This window comes from Sphingosinicella microcystinivorans (assembly GCF_003634215.1).
Classification (GTDB): Bacteria; Pseudomonadota; Alphaproteobacteria; order Sphingomonadales; family Sphingomonadaceae; genus Sphingosinicella; species Sphingosinicella microcystinivorans.
The window spans coordinates 378937-393746 of the sequence record NZ_RBWX01000009.1 but is presented as its reverse complement, the minus strand read 5'-3'; the positions used below and the strand labels follow the sequence as shown (position 1 = coordinate 393746).

Here is a 14810-nt window from a genome sequence, read left to right as displayed (position 1 = left end):
GTCGCGCTAGGCGGCGACGCGTTCGCCGCGGCCGATTTGGTATTTGCGCATCTTCTCGATGAGCGAAGTGCGCTGCAGGCCGAGGACGCGAGCGGCGTCGGCGACGATATCGCCGCTCTGTTCGAGCGCAGCGTGGATCAGCGACTGTTCGAGTTTCGCGACGAGCGCGCGCATGTCGCACTTGCCGGCACCGATGAGCGCGCGCGGGTCCATGTCGAGGCTGTCACCGTTCGGGTGCAGCGGAACCACTGTGGTCGCAGGCAAACGCGTATCCGCTTCTTCTTCGGAAACCGTCGTTGCATCCCAGATCGCGGACTCTTCATTCAGCGGTTCGCGGCGCTCCAGCGTCGCGCCGAGCAGGATCTCGATATCGTCGACACTGATGTCGCCTTCGCCGAAAAGCACGACCGCGCGTTCGACGACGTTGCGCAGCTCGCGGATATTTCCAGGCCAGTTGTGTTGGCAGAGCGCGCGCAGCGCCGAAGCGTCGAAGCGCACCTTGGTGCCCGACAGCTTCAGGAAGTGTGCGACCAGCATCGGAATGTCCTCGCGGCGGTCGGCCAGGGCCGGCAGCTGCAGCGGGAAGATGTTGAGGCGATAGAAGAGGTCTTCACGGAAGCGGCCCTCGGCGATCGCCTGCTCCAGGTTCTTGTGCGTGGCGGAAACGACGCGCACATCGATACCCATCGTCTTGTTGCTGCCGACGCGCTCGATCTTGCGCTCTTCGAGGACGCGCAGCAGCTTCACCTGCATGTCGGCAGGCATGTCGCCGATTTCGTCGAGGAAGATGGTGCCGCCGTCAGCAGCCTCGAAGCGGCCCTTGCGGCTCTGCAGCGCGCCGGTGAAGGCGCCCTTTTCGTGGCCGAAGAGTTCCGATTCGATGAGCTCGCGCGGGATGGCGCCGCAGTTCACGGCGACGAATTCATTGTTGCGGCGGGCCGAAGCGAGGTGAAGGCAGCGCGCAACGACTTCCTTGCCGGTGCCCGATGGGCCCGTGACGAGCACGGATGCCTGCGAACCTGCGAGACGCATGATGAGATTTCGGACTCGGACGATCGCTTCACTGCGACCGATAAGCAGTGATTCGAGTTCGGCTAGAATGCCGCCCGCTGCAGCCCCCGTTGCAACCGTCATCATGTTCCCCCTAGGCATCACCCCGATGCCGTGAAACATGGTGTACCTGTGAAATGGTTAACGAATTTTATATAAGTAAGCGTTAATTCTCAGTGCATTATAAAATTCATCGTTTCGTTGCAGACCCGCAGCATTTCTGCCGTTTCTCACGTGTAACGGTTAAATACCGGCGTACCATTCGTAGTCTATGCGGTCTTCCCAATAGCCGCCTTTTCCCGCGCCGGTGTTGGCCAGGGTCGATGCGACCTCGACGCGCGTAACGAACTTCGCGTGCTTGTAACCGAGCTGCCGTTCGACACGGAGCCGAAGCGGCGCACCGTGACCGACAGGCAAGGGGGCATCATTCATGCCCCAGGCAAGGATCGTCTGCGGGTGGAAGGCGTCGATAAGGTCGATCGATTCATAGTAGCGCGTACCGCCGAAATCGTCGGCGCAGTGGAAGATCACATAGCGGGCGCCGTCCCGAAGCCCCGCCGCGTCGAGAAGCGTTTTCAGCGGTACGCCGGTCCATTTTCCGATTGCGCTCCACCCCTCCACGCAGTCGTGCCGCGTGATTTGCGTACGCGCGGGGAGGGCGCGGATCGCACCCAGGGACAGGGCCAGCGGGCGCTGGACCAGTCCGTCCACTTTCAGGCGCCAGTCCGCGAAGCCGTTCGCCGCATGGCGCGCATAGGCGGGATCGGCGGGCATGGTGTTGCCGTTCATGCGAAACACGGGCGACATTTCCGCCGCGCTGAACTCGCGCGCGAGCGCGTCGCGGCTGCTGATCAGACGCTGCGCGCGCATGGTCAGCGTCTCCGCCCCGGACAGCAGATTTTGAAAGCTCTCGCTTTGCCCGAGCCGGTCGCAGCCCGAAACGGCAAGGCCGGCACCGGCAACGAGACTCCCAACGAGTCCGCGACGGGTAACATGGTGTTTCATGGCGTATCATCCGGCATGCGATAGCGACCTGTGACCATCGATCCGATCCCCTTCAGGGGCCCCGCCAGCAGCACCATCAGCAAGTGCACGGCGATGAAGGCGGCAATCAGCATCGCGCTGATGAAATGCACCGAGCGCGCCGATTGCCGCCCGCCGAACATGTCGACGAGCCAAGGCCACGCTGCGTCCATCGCTGGTGACATGGCAAGGCCGCTCAGAACCATCGCGGGCAAAAGGGCGAAAACGACGACGGTATAGGCGAGCTTCTGGAGGGGATTGTAGCGGAGCGCGTCCTCGCCATGCGGAAAGCGGAGTCGGGCGTGCGCCTTGATGTCTTTCCACAGGCGGCGGGGCGCAAGCTCCTGCCTGCCTGGCAGCAGCGCGGCGGTGTGGCGACCGGCGATGGCCCAGATGAGGTAGAGGCTGCCCACGACGGCCAGAATCCACGCGAACGCGATGTGCCAGCGCCGCGCGAGCGCAAGGTTGTAGTTGGAGGGGATCGTCGCCCAATAGGGGAACGCCCGTGCCCGCGAGATGCCCTCCGGATCCGTCCAGCGGCCAAGGACGCCCGTCGTCTCCACACGCAGATCGCCGATCCGGAGCATGCCGGACGTGCGCGTTGCATAAATCTCGAGCCAGGCTGGGTCCGGGTTGGCCCCGTACGCCCCCCAGTAGAGGCGGGGGTGCGCATTGAAGATCATAAGGCCGCTCATCAGCAGCACGAAGACCGCGACCGCATTCGTCCAGTGCCAGAGCCTGACGGGCAGTCTGTGGCGTCGGACGATCATGCTACCAGCCCTTTGCGGCGATCCAGTATGGACCAATGCAGGTACGTGGAATGCCCTCCAGCAGGTAGCCGGGGGGCGGCGGTTCGACGGTGCCGCCGCCGGAAAGCGATACGGCCGCGCCGACGGTGAGTGCGCGACCTGCCGCACCGTCCCGCACGACGAGTTTGCCGGCGTCTTCGGCGAGCCGGGCGGAAGATGGCCACAGCACGAGACGGCTTTCGCCCGTTTCGCTGCCGACGCGCAGGCAGCCGTCCTTTACGAACAGCGTGCCGGTGAACAATGCCTGCATGGCGGCACCCGAGGGATCGCGGGCCTGCGGAAAATGGGTAACGGCACCCAGTTTTTGCGGCTGCGGTATGCTGTCGTCGCCAACGGCATTGAGAACGGCGGCCGGAGAGAGCTTCAGCCGCCCGGCAGCGATGGCGCCCTTCGCCGCTGCATCGTCGACGACATGAAGCAGCACGCGGTTCGCCTCAATGTCCCGTTCCGTGCCGACAAGCGCCAGCCCAGCGGCCTTGAACGCCTCCTTCGCCTCGGTCTCGGCGGATGTAAGGTCGGCGAGCGAATATTCGACGCTGCGCGCCACGAAGGCATCGTCGCCCACATAACGTTTCAGCTTCGCGGCGGCGTCGCCCTTGAAGAGCACCACGGCCTGAGCTTTCGGCTCGTGTTCAAGGTAGAGGCCCGCGAAATCCGGGTCCGAGCGCACGCGGAGCTGGAACACGGCGAGCCGGTCGGCAAGCCGCATCCGCGCTTCCGCCTCCTCCAGGCTGATGCCCAGCGTACGCGACAGGTGCAGCGCGGAATCGGACATGCTTGTCGGGTCCGGCTGCTGCGCGGCAGCGCCGGCGGCGAGCAGCGGAAGCGTGGCGAGCAGCAGGCGGTGCAAGGTCTTCAAGGCATCCTCTTGTATTATGTGGCTAACACACCCAATATGGTGATAAGCATAGGACAGGAAACGGATCATTAGGAGCGGTAATGCAGACCGAAACCGAGCTGAAGCTTCAGGCCCCCGATCCCGTGATCGCCGTGGCGCCGGAAAAGGCCGCGGGCCTTGTGCCGATCAGCGACGAGAAAAAGACCAAGCTGGAAGCCACCGTCGACGGCTTTGTCGACGATCTTCTTGCACAGGATGCGAACAGCCCCGCCTTTGGCAAACTCGTTGACGAGGTGACGGCGCTTGGCCGTCGCGAGATCGCAGAGGCCGCGCAGCATTCCAATCGCTTCCTCGATCGGCCGGTAAAGGCGATCAATGCCGAAGGCAGTGTCGGCAAGGATCTGATCGCACTGCGCCGCACGGTCGAAGACCTCGATCCCGGCACGGACGGCAAGAAGCTGGCGCCGCGCAAGATTCTGGGCATCATTCCGTTCGGAAACGGTGCAAACCGCTATTTCGACAAGTATCGCTCCGCGCAAAGCCACATTTCGGGCATCCTCGAAAGCCTTGCGAACAGCCGCGAGGAGCTTTTTCGCGACAATGCCGCGATCGATGTCGAACGCCAGAACCTCTGGAAGACGATGGAGAAGCTGGAGCAGATGATCCACGTCTCGAAGACGCTGGATGCGAAGCTCGAAGCCGCGGCGGCGGAGCTTGAGGTGTCCGATCCCGCCAAGGCGAAGGCGATCCGCGAAAGCGCACTGTTCTACGCGCGCCAGCGGACGACCGATCTGCTGACGCAGATGGCGGTCAGCGTGCAGGGCTATCTCGCGCTTGATCTCGTCAAGAAGAACAATGTCGAGCTGACAAAAGGCGTGGACCGCGCCTCGACGACGACGGTGTCGGCGCTCCGCACGGCTGTCACGGTCGCGCAGGCGCTCACCAGCCAGCGCCTTGTGCTCGATCAGATCACCGCGCTCAACACGACGACGGCGGGTGTGATCGATTCGACGAGCTCCATGCTGCGGAACCAGACCGGCGAGATCCACAAGCAGGCCGCCTCCGCGACCATCCCGATCGAAACGCTGAAGCGCGCGTTCGAGAACATCTATGCCACGATGGATTCGATCGACACGTTCAAGATGGAGGCGCTCGCCTCGATGAAGGAAACGGTCGAAACGCTCTCCGGCGAGGTCGAGAAGTCGCGCGGTTATATCGCCCGCGCCGAGGGGGCCGCACAGGCGCAGGTGAAGGGGCCGACGTCGACCTTCAAGGCGATCGAGGGCTGACCCGTGGCGCGTGATGTGTCGCAGATGCTCGGCCGTGCCGACGAGGCGTTGAAGCGGCTTGGCCAAACGCCGGAAGGGCGCGCGGCTGCGCTCAGGCGCACGCAGCGCCATGCGAAATCGGTGGCGCAGCGTGTGGCGAATGCGGCCATGGCGGCCGCCGGGCTCGCGGTTGCCGCGCTGCTTTTCGCAATGTTCGTGGCGCCGCTTGGCATCAACGGCTTCCTGATGCTCGTGCTCGCGGTGGTCGGCGTCGGCGGCTGGTTTTTGCTGCGCCGTCCGCAGGCGGAGATGCCGACCCCGCAGGCCCTGAAAAACGCCGACCTCGCGGCGATTCCGCGCCGTGTGGAGGCGTGGCTGGAGCGCCAGCGCCGCAGCCTGCCGGCGCGTGCGTCGAAGCTGATCGACGAAATTCTGCTGCGCCTCGAAGTCCTCGGCGAGCAGCTCGGCCAGGTGCCCTCCGGCCAGCCGATCGCGGGCGATGCACGCCGCCTCATCGGCGAGCATCTGCCGCGCCTTGTCGACACCTACCTCAAAGTACCGCAGGCCTTCCGCACGCCGGGCAGTGAGCCCGAAGCGCAGCTTCTGGAAGGGCTGGTGACGATCGCCGACGAACTGCGGCGCCTTTCCGAACAGCTCGTGCGCGGCGATCTTGATGCGCTCGCCATCGAGGGAAAGTTCCTCGAACAGCGCTACAAGGAAAACGGCAACCTTCCTTAGAAGTCCAACGCCCTCTCATTCCCGAGCGGTGGACGCGTGCCTCGGCGCTTGTCTATCTGGCGGGCAAGGAGAGGACCCATGGATTTCGATCTACCTGCGGATCTCGTCGCTTACCTTGCCGAGCTTGACGCGTTCATTGAAGCCGAGATCAGGCCGCTCGAGCGTGCGGACGACAACATCCGCTTCTTTGATCACCGCCGGGAATGGGCGCGTACCGATTTCGAGAACGGCGGCCTCCCGCGCCATGAATGGGAAGCCCTGCTCATTGAAGCGCAGCGCCGTGCCGACGCAGCCGGGCACTGGCGTTTCTCTGCGCCGAAAACATATGGCGGCAAGGCTGGCTCCAACCTCTGGATGGCGGTGATCCGCGAACATTTCGCCGCCAAGGGCCTCGGCCTCCACAACGACCTCCAGAACGAGCATTCCATCGTCGGCAACTTCCCGTTCGTCGCCATGTTCGAGGAATTCGGCACCGAGGCGCAGAAACAGGAGTTCATCCTCGGCGGCTTCAAGCGCGAGCGCATCGTCGCCTTCGGCCTCACAGAACCCGAGCACGGGTCCGACGCGACGCACATGGAAACGCGGGCGGTGCCCGAAACACGCGGCGGCGTGCCCGGCTGGCGCATCGACGGCGAGAAGATGTGGACGACCGGGATGCACGTCGCCACGCACTGCGCCGCCTTCGCGCGCACGGACGGTGCAGACGGCGATGCGCGCGGCATCACTTGCCTTCTGGTGCCTTCGGATACGGCGGGCGTGAAGATCGAGGAGTATCTCTGGACCTTCAACATGCCGACCGATCACCCGCGCGTGTCCTTCACGAACGTCTGGGTGCCTGAAACCGCCGTGCTCGGCACGCCGGGCGCGGGCCTGGCGCTCGCGCAGTCGTTTGTCCACCAGAACCGCATCCGGCAGGCCGCCTCGTCGCTCGGTGCGGCCGTCTACTGCATCGAGGAGAGCGTGAAATACGCGCGAACGCGAAAGCCCTTCGGCAAGGCGCTCGCGGAGAATCAGGCGATCCAGTTTCCGCTCGTCGAGCTTGCGACGCAGGCGGAAATGCTGCGGCTCCTCATCCGAAAGACGGCGTGGGAGATGGACCGTATGGCGCACAAGGCGATTGAGAGCGCGCTTTCGGACCGGGTCTCCATGTGCAACTACTGGGCGAACCGGCTCGTCAGCGAAGCGGCGGACCACGCCATGCAGGTGCACGGCGGCATCGGCTATTCGCGGCACAAGCCGTTCGAACACATCTATCGTCACCACCGCCGCTATCGCATCACCGAGGGCGCCGAAGAGATCCAGATGCGGAAGGTGGCCGCGTTCCTGTTCGGCTACATGGGGCCGAAGAAGGCTGCGTTTGCTGAAGGCTGAAATGGCAAAGACACTTCTCATCGTCTGGTATTCGATGACCGGCGGCACCCGCCAGATGGCCGAGGCGGCGGCGGAGGGCGCACGCCGGGAGGAAGGCGTCACGGTCGTGCTGAAACCTGCGTCCGAGGCGGGCCCCGACGATCTGCTGCCGGCGGAAGGCTATATCTTCGCGTGTCCGGAAAATCTCGCCGCAATCGCGGGCGTCATGAAGGCGTTTTTCGATCGCTGTTACTATCCGGCGCTCGGCCGCATCGAAGGGCGGCCCTACGCGGTGCTTGTCTGCGCAGGCACGGACGGTGAAAACGCCGTGCGCCAGATCACGCGGATTGCGACGGGCTGGCGGTTGAAGCCCGCAGCCGAACCGCGCATCGTGCTGACCCATGCCGATACCCCGGAAACGATCCTCGCGCCGAAACGGATCGTGCCAGACGATCTTGAGGGGTGCCGGGACACCGGCCATGCGCTAAGCGCGGGCCTCGCGATGGGGATTTTTTAGGGGAGTGATGATGGCAGGTTTCTCGTTCGATCTTTCGGGCCGCATTGCGCTCGTTACAGGCGCATCGTCCGGCTTCGGAGCGCGTTTCGCGCGGCAGCTTGCGGCGAGCGGCGCGAAGGTCGCGCTCGGCGCGCGGCGTGTCGGCCTGCTCGACGACCTCGCCGACGAGATCGCGGGTTCGGGCGGCGAGGCGCTTGCGGTCGAGATGGACGTTTCAAGCGAAGCCTCCGTGATCGCGGCCTACGACCGTATCGAGGAGGAGTTCGGCACGCCGGACAGCATCATCGCCAACGCCGGCATGAACGTGGAAGGCGCCGCTACGGAGCTTGCTCTTGAGGAGTTCGAGCGCCTGATGGGCGTGAACCTGACGGGCGTGTTCCTGACCGTTCGCGAGGGCGCGCGGCGGTTGATGGCTGCGGGCTCCCGCGATCGCGGACAGGGCCGGATCGTGATCGTCTCTTCGATCACGGCGAATGCTGTGGAGCCGGGGCTTGCCGCTTATTCGGCGACCAAGGCGGCGGTGCAACAGATGGGCAAGGTGCTGGCGCGCGATTGGGTGCGGCAGGGCATAAACGTCAATTCGATTTGCCCCGGCTATGCACGCACGGAAATCAACAGCGACTGGTTCGATACCGAAGCCGGGCAGAAGCATATGGCCGGGTTCCCGCGACGGCGGCTGATGGCGGAGGACAGCCTCGACGCGATGCTGCTTTACCTGGCCTCAGACGCGAGCGCCGCGATTACCGGCTCCAGCTTCACGGTGGACGACGGACAGTCGCTCTAAGCGAGTTCAAAGTCCGAAGGATCGGGCTTCAGCGTCGCCGCCCAGTAGTCGACAAGCGCGAATGGCCAGTTCTGGCTGACGCGGCCCGTGGCATTCTTGTACCAGCTCGAAACGCCAGGCTGGCCCCACGCCATTCGCGCGTTTCCGGCATCGACGCGAGTATTGAACACGTCGTGCACATCCTCGCGCACGTCGAGCGTCTTGGCGCCCTCAGCGCCGAGCATCGTGAGCGCGCGGACGACATAGCGTACCGAACATTCCGAAAAGAAGATGATGCTGCCGTTGACGACGATGTTGGTGTTCGGCCCGTAGAGCATGAAGAAGTTCGGGAAACCCGGCACGGTCATGCCCAGATAGGCGCGGGCGTCGCCCTGCCAGCGTTCGTGAAGTTCCGTGCCGTCCCGACCGAATATCTTGAAGGTGGAGAGGAAATCGCTCGCCTTGAAGCCGGTGCCGTAGATGATCACGTCGAATTCGGGGGTTTTGCCGTCTGCCGTCTCGATGCCGGTCTCCATGATGCGGGAGATTGGCGTTTGTTCGAGGTGCACGTTGTCGCGGCGCAAAGCCGCGATCCACACGCCGTTGTCGCGAAGGCTGCGTTTGCCGCCGATCGGATAGTCAGGGATCACGGCGGAGAAAAGATCGGGCCGCCCTTCGCACTGCGCGCCGATCTGCTGCACCAGCGCGTTCCTGAGTTCAAGGTTCATCGCGCCAATCGTGCCCGCCGGGCCGTTCCAGCCCTCGTCGGCCTTCACGAACGGCAGGATGCCGTCAGTCATCATCCAGAACAGCCAGAATCTATACCACTTCTCATAGAATGGCACGTTCTCCAGCAGCCACTGAACATTGTCGGTCACGGGATCGTGGTAGTTGGGCGTGGGCCCGCCCCACGGCGGCGTGCGCTGGAAGACCGTCAGCTCCGCGACGTCGGACGCGATTTCCGGCACGAACTGATAAGCGCTTGCGCCCGTGCCGATCACTGCGACGCGCTTGCCCCTCAGGTCCACGTCGTGCCTCCAGCGCGCGCTGTGAAAGGCGGGTCCGTTGAACGTGCCGACACCCGGAATGTCGGGAAGGCGCGGCTGGTTGAGCTGGCCGACGGCGCTGACGAGCGCATCGGCTTCGATGCTGTCCGCGTGCTGCCCGGAAAGCGCCAGGCGCCATAGCGAGGCCGCTTCGTCCCATTCCGCTTTGTTCACGCTCGTACCGAAGCGGATCAGCGGGCGAAGGTCGTATTTGTCGGCAATGTCGCGGAAGTAAGCGAGCAGCGTCGGCTGTGTTGAATAATGCGCGGGCCAGTGGTGGTTTGCCTCGAACGAGTAGGAATAGAGGTGGCTCGGGTTGTCGACGCGGCAGCCGCGGTAGGTGTTCTCCAGCCACGTGCCGCCGACATCCTCATTCTTTTCGATCACGATGACCTCGTGCCCGGCCTGCTGCAGGCGGATGGCGGCCAGAAGTCCCGACATGCCGGCGCCGACGATGGCGATGCGCTTCTTCACCGGCGCGGGTTCGGGCCGTTTCGGATCGGCGCTTTCAACCCCCAGTTCTTCCACCAGGAACGGCACATAGTGCTTCGGAATCTCCGCCCCCGCGATGAAATCCATCATCAGCCGTACGGTTGCCGCATCGGGGGGCGGGGGCAGGGGGGCGCCGGCAAGGTTCGCGCTGATCGCCGCTTCCGCGCGCTTCCGCACGGTGTTTTGCAGCGCGGGCGGGAGGTTTCCCTGTCCGTCGCCGAAGAAGTCGTAGGTTGGTCGGTTTTCGGGCGTCAGCAGGCTGGTGTCGCCGGTCAGATGGACGAGCGCGCAGATGAGTGACGGGACATGCGCTTCGGTGAGCGCGGTTTCGATGCGGCCTGTGTTCATGGCGGTCTCTCCCCAGAGCCTCACCATCATTGCGCCAAATGTTTTTCGGTGCAGGCCCCCCAACTTGAGAGCATCTCGGTTTTGAGAGGGATTGACCTTGCCGCCGAAATGCCCAAGTCGGACGCAGCGATTTGCAGGAGAGACGGCATGGCGGACGTGACGATCGTTGAGGTGGGCGCGCGCGACGGCCTCCAGAACGAGCCGGAGATCGTTTCCACCGCCGACAAGCTCGGCCTCATCACGCGGATGATCGACGCGGGCGTGCGGCGCGTCGAAGTCGCAAGCTTCGTCAATCCCAAGCGCGTGCCGCAGATGGCGGACGCGGAAGCGGTGATCGCGGGCCTCCCTGATCGCCGGGACGTCTCCTACATCGGGCTCTGCCTCAACAAGCGCGGCGTGCTGCGCGCCATAGAAAGCCGGGAGGGCAACAAGCGCGGCGTCGACGAGGCGGGCTGTGTGCTCGTTGCCTCCAACACGTTCGGCGAGCGCAATCAGGGCCAGACGATCGATCAAGGCATCGCCGAGAACCGCGAGATGCTGCGGCTTGCGCGCGAAAATGGGCTCGTTGCACAGGTCACGATCTCGGCAGCGTTCGGTTGCCCGTTCGAAGGCTATGTGCCGCCTGAAACCGTGGTGCGCTGCGTGGAGGCGATGGCCGAGGCGGGCGCCGAGGAGATCGCGCTCGCCGATACGATCGGTGTCGGCGTGCCCGCGCAGGTGACGGACCTGTTCGGCCGCGTGCGCGCTGCGGTCGGAGACGGCATCCGCCTACGCGCTCACTTCCACAATACGCGCGGCACCGGCATCGCCAACGCATGGGCGGCCTATGCAGCAGGCGTGAACGTGCTCGATTCTTCGCTCGGTGGGCTCGGCGGCTGCCCGTTCGCGCCGAAGGCCGCCGGCAACATCTCGACAGAGGAGCTGCTGTTCATGCTAGACGCTTCGGGCGTGTCGACCGGCTTGGATCTGGCTGCGGCCATCGCGACAAATCACTGGTTTGCGACTGTGATGGGCAGAACGCTCCCCTCGATGGTGGCGAAAGCGGGCCCGAGGCCGGGCGAATATCCTGCCGCCAACTACTGCGTCTGAATCTCGTCCCGATCGAGGTCGGAGCCCAGCAGCGGATTTTTCAGCGAATAGATGAGCATGACGGCGAGAAGTGCTGCGCTCAGAAGATACGGCAGCGGCTGCCAGAGCTGGTAGAGCGCGATGCCGATCGTGGGCGCGATGATGAACGCCGCGCCGTTCACGGCGGTGATCGCGCCCGCCGCACCGCCCTGATCCTCAAGCCCCACGGCGAGTGACGCTCCGGCGCTGAAGCCCGGCCGCGCGAAGCCGTAGCCGAGCGAGGCGATCGCGAAGGACAGCACGATTCCATAGAAATCGGTCGAGACCGCAAGCAGGATCGATCCGACAGCCCCCAGTCCGGCACCCCAGCGCAGCAGCAGCTTTGGGCCGAGGTGGAACATCGGGATCAGCGCCCACTGCGCGAGCAGCGTCGCGGCGGCAGCGGCCATCAGCGTGATCCCGATAAAGGTCTGCGCCTCGATAGGCGGCAGGCCGAGCCGGTCGATGACAAAAAAGCCGAGAGACTGGCCGCTTGCCGCCTGCGCGTTGCCGATGGCGAGGCCGTAGATCGAAAACGGCAGGATACGCGGATCGCGCCACGACAGGCGGCGGTGTGTCCGCGTCCGCGCGCCGTGGGTGCTGCGCGGGCCGGTTGCGACGGTCGGCTCCAGGTTGGCGATAGGCCGGTCCTCGCCCGCGCTCGGCGCATCGGCGGGCAGACGCCGCGATACGATGACGAGTGTGATGAGCGCGAAGGCCGCGAACGCGAACATCGGGCCGGAAAGTGTGACGTACGGCAGCACGAAGAACGGCGCCACCGCCGGCCCCACGATCGTGCCGAGCCCGAAGGCGGAGGCAAGCACGGAAAGGGCGCGCGTGCGCTCCGAGGGGCTGGTCCGCGAGGCGACGTAGGCCTGCGCCGCCGGATTGGACGCCGAACCGAAAAGGCCGAACAGCGAACGCGCGAGGGCAAAGATGATGAACACCGCGATCGGCGCGATCAGGTGCTTGAGCCCGGCGAGGATCACGAAAGCGCAGATCAGCTTGGAAACGAAATAGCCGCCAAGGCCCAGCAAAATCAGTGCCTTGCGGCCATAGCGGTCCGAAGCATCCGCCCAGCGCGGCGCCGCGAAGGTCCACATCAGCGCCGAAAACGAGAAGATCGTCGCCACCAGCAGGTCGGGGATGCCGATTTCGCGCCCGATCGTGGGAAGCACGGATTGCAGCGCGGTATTGCCCGCAGCCACGACGAAGAGAACGAGGAACAGCAGCGCGAAATCGCTGCGTCCGCCGCCCGCCGGATTCATACGGCAACGGCCTTCCGCCGGCCCGACCACGCCACCATCAGGCAAGCGCCGGCGACGATTCCGCCGCCGAGGACGACTTCGGGGCGCACATGTTCGCTGAACAGCCACCACCCGAACAACGCGCCCCAGCCGAGCGCCGTATATTCGAGAACCACGAGTTTCTGGGCTTCCGCGCGCGCATAGGCAAAGGCGAGCAGCAGGGTGCCGCTGGTGCCGAGTGCCCCCATCAAGCCGAAGAGCGGAAGCGTGCCGGACGTGGGCAGCGGCGCTGCGAACAGCGCGAAAGGTGCCGTATAAAGCGCCGGGAAAGCGGCTGCGAGGATGCTGATGACCTGCGGATCGTCCCGCGTCGCACGCTGCCGCAGCAAGACGATCGAGAGCGCATACAGCACTGCGGAGACAAAGACGGCGGCGATGCCCTCCGTGCGGTTCGGGGTCGGCACGTCGGCGTGCCCGGTCACGGTCATCAGCACGCCGCCGAAGCCGATGAAGCAGGCTGCCACATTGATCGCGCGCATCCGCTCGCCGAGCAGCACGCGTGCGATGAGCGGCACCAGCAAGGGGGCGATGAAGGAAATCGCAATCGCCTCGGCGATCGGGATCGCCCACAGCCCATAGAAGAACAGATAGGCCGCGGCGGCGATCACCAGGCCGCGAACGGCATGCCCCTGCAAGGCATCGCGCGAGAAGGAGACCTTGCCGAAGCGCAGCAGCGGCAGCGCAAACAGCACGCCGGCGGCATACCGCATGAAGGTAACGGTGATGATGGCATGCGTCTGCGCGCCCAGCTTGATCGCGGCGTCCATCGCGCACAGCAGCGCGATCGCCAGGAAGGCGAGCAGCATCGGCGGGGCGGAGGACGGGCGCATGCCCTCGCTGCTTGCCGAGGCGCGCCGGCTACTGTCAATCCGCGCGAAGTGCGAGGGCGACTATTTTTGGGGCTTCGGCGGACAGCGGGTTTTGTCGCCGTTCACGCAGGCCTGCCAGTCGGCGATCTCGCGCTGGCGCTGGTCGTATGCGGCGCGGGCGGCGTCATACTCCGCCTGGGCCTGCGCCGTGCGCGCAACCGCTGCGTCATGCTCGCGCATCTGCGCCTGATATGCGGCCTGCGCGGCGGCGTACCCGGCATCGCTCGCATCGGTACGCGCCTTCACCTCGGCGTTCAGCCGTTTGCGGGCGCTGATTGCGGCGGCATCGTCGGGCGCGACGATTTCATCCACAACTGTGGCCGGGGCGGGGAGCGCCGGTTCCGGCACGGTCACCGGCTGCAGCACCTGCGCGGCCATCAGGAACGCGGCATGGAGCAGGATCATCGGTCTTCCTTTCTGATCGGCACCGGCACCCGTCCGTTCGGTCAGTTGCTGCCGGAAATGCCGTCTATCATCACCTGAACGCTTCTACCTTCAACAATTTCAGCGTAGTTATGTTTCGCAATCAAACTGTGGGACGGACCCTTGCTGCGATCGCGGCGCGCAACAGGGTCGAAACAGGGAACGCCGTGGGGGAAACTGCTGATGGGCAAAATTCTTGAAAATCTGCATCTTACGCTGGGTCTGGGTCTGGTCCTCGCGATCGCTCTGATCTTCGGGCTGCATGGCGATTTCGCCGGCAACGGCATGGTCTTCGGTGAGACCGTGCTGCGCTGGCTGCACGTGTTTGCGGGTATCACGTGGATCGGGCTGCTTTACTATTTCAACTTCGTCCAGATCCCCACGATGCCGGCGATTCCGGCTGAACAGAAGCCGGCGGTGAGCAAGCATATCGCCCCGAAGGCGCTGTTCTTTTTCCGCTGGGGTGCGGCATTCACGGTGCTTTTCGGCCTGCTTCTGGCCGGTCACCGCGGCTATCTGGCGGAGGCGCTGACGCTTCAGGAGGGGTTCCGCCTGATTGGCATCGGCATGTGGCTGGGGCTCATCATGGCGTTCAATGTCTGGTTCATCATTTGGCCGAACCAGAAGAAGGCGCTTGGGATCGTTCAGGCGGACGACGCGGCGAAGGCAAAGGCCGCGCGCGTCGCCATGCTCACGAGCCGCACCAACACGCTGCTCTCGATCCCGATGCTCTACGCGATGGCGGCCTACCAGTCCTGGCCGGTCTAAGCCGAAGACACGGGGCAAGGCCACGTGAGCGGGGGCGGTCCTTTGGGGCCGCCCCTTTTCGTTCGTACGACGTGGCTTAGAGAATGTTTACCTT

15 protein-coding genes are annotated in these 14810 nt (G+C 64.8%); 7 read left to right on the top strand and 8 right to left on the bottom strand.

Annotated elements, in window-relative coordinates:
* Positions 1-6: 6 nt before the first annotated feature.
* The 4 genes from DFR51_RS14235 to DFR51_RS14220 form a co-directional block, all read right to left on the bottom strand.
* Entirely contained in the window at positions 7-1134 is a 1128-nt protein-coding gene (locus DFR51_RS14235; protein ID WP_243446569.1) for a sigma-54 interaction domain-containing protein, read from the bottom strand.
* A 159-nt stretch (positions 1135-1293) separates the two neighbouring features.
* Complete coding sequence (locus DFR51_RS14230; RefSeq protein ID WP_121052293.1) at positions 1294-2055, bottom strand: molybdopterin-binding protein; 762 nt, start codon at positions 2053-2055, stop codon at positions 1294-1296.
* Positions 2052-2843, bottom strand: coding sequence for a cytochrome b/b6 domain-containing protein (locus tag DFR51_RS14225; protein ID WP_121052291.1), 792 nt, complete (start codon positions 2841-2843; stop codon positions 2052-2054). The genes DFR51_RS14230 and DFR51_RS14225 overlap by 4 nt, the downstream gene beginning before the upstream one ends.
* A gap of 1 nt (position 2844) precedes the next feature.
* Positions 2845-3741, bottom strand: a complete 897-nt coding sequence (locus DFR51_RS14220) for a hypothetical protein (protein ID WP_121052289.1) — start codon at positions 3739-3741, stop codon at positions 2845-2847.
* 80 nt (positions 3742-3821) lie between these two features.
* Here DFR51_RS14220 and DFR51_RS14215 point away from each other — a divergent pair, with 80 nt between their 5' ends.
* From DFR51_RS14215 to DFR51_RS14195, 5 genes are all read left to right on the top strand, one after another.
* The gene (locus DFR51_RS14215; protein WP_121052288.1) at positions 3822-5009 is read left to right on the top strand and encodes a toxic anion resistance protein; all 1188 of its coding nucleotides are present in this window, start codon (positions 3822-3824) and stop codon (positions 5007-5009) included.
* Positions 5010-5012: 3 nt separating this feature from the next.
* On the top strand, positions 5013-5726 hold the full coding sequence (locus DFR51_RS14210) for a hypothetical protein (protein ID WP_121052286.1): 714 nt from the start codon (positions 5013-5015) through the stop codon (positions 5724-5726).
* Between the two features lie 78 nt (positions 5727-5804).
* The gene (locus tag DFR51_RS14205) at positions 5805-7097 is read left to right on the top strand and encodes an acyl-CoA dehydrogenase family protein (protein WP_121052284.1); all 1293 of its coding nucleotides are present in this window, start codon (positions 5805-5807) and stop codon (positions 7095-7097) included.
* 1 nt (position 7098) lies between these two features.
* Complete coding sequence (locus tag DFR51_RS14200; RefSeq protein WP_121052282.1) at positions 7099-7593, top strand: flavodoxin family protein; 495 nt, start codon at positions 7099-7101, stop codon at positions 7591-7593.
* Between the two features lie 10 nt (positions 7594-7603).
* Complete coding sequence (locus tag DFR51_RS14195) at positions 7604-8377, top strand: SDR family NAD(P)-dependent oxidoreductase (protein WP_121052280.1); 774 nt, start codon at positions 7604-7606, stop codon at positions 8375-8377.
* On the opposite strand, the gene DFR51_RS14190 is transcribed toward DFR51_RS14195, so the two are convergent.
* Positions 8374-10242: a flavin-containing monooxygenase gene (locus DFR51_RS14190; RefSeq protein ID WP_160119292.1), complete on the bottom strand. Its 1869-nt coding sequence runs from the start codon at positions 10240-10242 to the stop codon at positions 8374-8376. The genes DFR51_RS14195 and DFR51_RS14190 overlap by 4 nt on opposite strands.
* Positions 10243-10389: 147 nt before the next feature.
* On the opposite strand from DFR51_RS14190, the gene DFR51_RS14185 reads away from it, so the two are divergent.
* On the top strand, positions 10390-11331 hold the full coding sequence (locus DFR51_RS14185) for a hydroxymethylglutaryl-CoA lyase (RefSeq protein ID WP_121052276.1): 942 nt from the start codon (positions 10390-10392) through the stop codon (positions 11329-11331).
* On the opposite strand, the gene DFR51_RS14180 is transcribed toward DFR51_RS14185, so the two are convergent.
* Genes DFR51_RS14180 through DFR51_RS14170 form a run of 3 tightly spaced genes read right to left on the bottom strand, consistent with a single transcriptional unit; the run spans position 11319 to position 13930 of the window.
* Complete coding sequence (locus DFR51_RS14180) at positions 11319-12617, bottom strand: MFS transporter (RefSeq protein WP_121052274.1); 1299 nt, start codon at positions 12615-12617, stop codon at positions 11319-11321. The genes DFR51_RS14185 and DFR51_RS14180 overlap by 13 nt on opposite strands.
* Positions 12614-13486, bottom strand: coding sequence for a DMT family transporter (locus DFR51_RS14175; RefSeq protein ID WP_121052272.1), 873 nt, complete (start codon positions 13484-13486; stop codon positions 12614-12616). The genes DFR51_RS14180 and DFR51_RS14175 overlap by 4 nt, the downstream gene beginning before the upstream one ends.
* 60 nt (positions 13487-13546) lie before the next feature.
* A complete protein-coding gene (locus DFR51_RS14170; RefSeq protein ID WP_121052270.1) occupies positions 13547-13930 on the bottom strand; it encodes a hypothetical protein in 384 nt (127 codons plus the stop codon).
* Between the two features lie 201 nt (positions 13931-14131).
* Here DFR51_RS14170 and DFR51_RS14165 point away from each other — a divergent pair, with 201 nt between their 5' ends.
* Positions 14132-14716, top strand: coding sequence for a urate hydroxylase PuuD (locus DFR51_RS14165; protein ID WP_121052268.1), 585 nt, complete (start codon positions 14132-14134; stop codon positions 14714-14716).
* The last annotated feature ends 94 nt before the right edge of the window (positions 14717-14810 follow it).

Excerpts from the sequence above, each read along its gene's own strand:
- DFR51_RS14185 (WP_121052276.1), top strand. The coding sequence starts at position 10,390 with ATGGCGGACGTGACGATCGTTGAGGTGGGCGCGCGCGACGGCCTCCAG.
- DFR51_RS14175 (WP_121052272.1), bottom strand. The coding sequence starts at position 13,486 with ATGCGCCCGTCCTCCGCCCCGCCGATGCTGCTCGCCTTCCTGGCGATC.
- DFR51_RS14205 (WP_121052284.1), top strand. The coding sequence starts at position 5,805 with ATGGATTTCGATCTACCTGCGGATCTCGTCGCTTACCTTGCCGAGCTT.
- DFR51_RS14230 (WP_121052293.1), bottom strand. The coding sequence starts at position 2,055 with ATGAAACACCATGTTACCCGTCGCGGACTCGTTGGGAGTCTCGTTGCC.
- DFR51_RS14170 (WP_121052270.1), bottom strand. The coding sequence starts at position 13,930 with ATGATCCTGCTCCATGCCGCGTTCCTGATGGCCGCGCAGGTGCTGCAG.
- DFR51_RS14235 (WP_243446569.1), bottom strand. The coding sequence starts at position 1,134 with ATGACGGTTGCAACGGGGGCTGCAGCGGGCGGCATTCTAGCCGAACTC.
- DFR51_RS14195 (WP_121052280.1), top strand. The coding sequence starts at position 7,604 with ATGGCAGGTTTCTCGTTCGATCTTTCGGGCCGCATTGCGCTCGTTACA.
- DFR51_RS14190 (WP_160119292.1), bottom strand. The coding sequence starts at position 10,242 with ATGAACACAGGCCGCATCGAAACCGCGCTCACCGAAGCGCATGTCCCG.
- DFR51_RS14225 (WP_121052291.1), bottom strand. The coding sequence starts at position 2,843 with ATGATCGTCCGACGCCACAGACTGCCCGTCAGGCTCTGGCACTGGACG.
- DFR51_RS14215 (WP_121052288.1), top strand. The coding sequence starts at position 3,822 with ATGCAGACCGAAACCGAGCTGAAGCTTCAGGCCCCCGATCCCGTGATC.
- DFR51_RS14180 (WP_121052274.1), bottom strand. The coding sequence starts at position 12,617 with ATGAATCCGGCGGGCGGCGGACGCAGCGATTTCGCGCTGCTGTTCCTC.
- DFR51_RS14165 (WP_121052268.1), top strand. The coding sequence starts at position 14,132 with ATGGGCAAAATTCTTGAAAATCTGCATCTTACGCTGGGTCTGGGTCTG.
- DFR51_RS14200 (WP_121052282.1), top strand. The coding sequence starts at position 7,099 with ATGGCAAAGACACTTCTCATCGTCTGGTATTCGATGACCGGCGGCACC.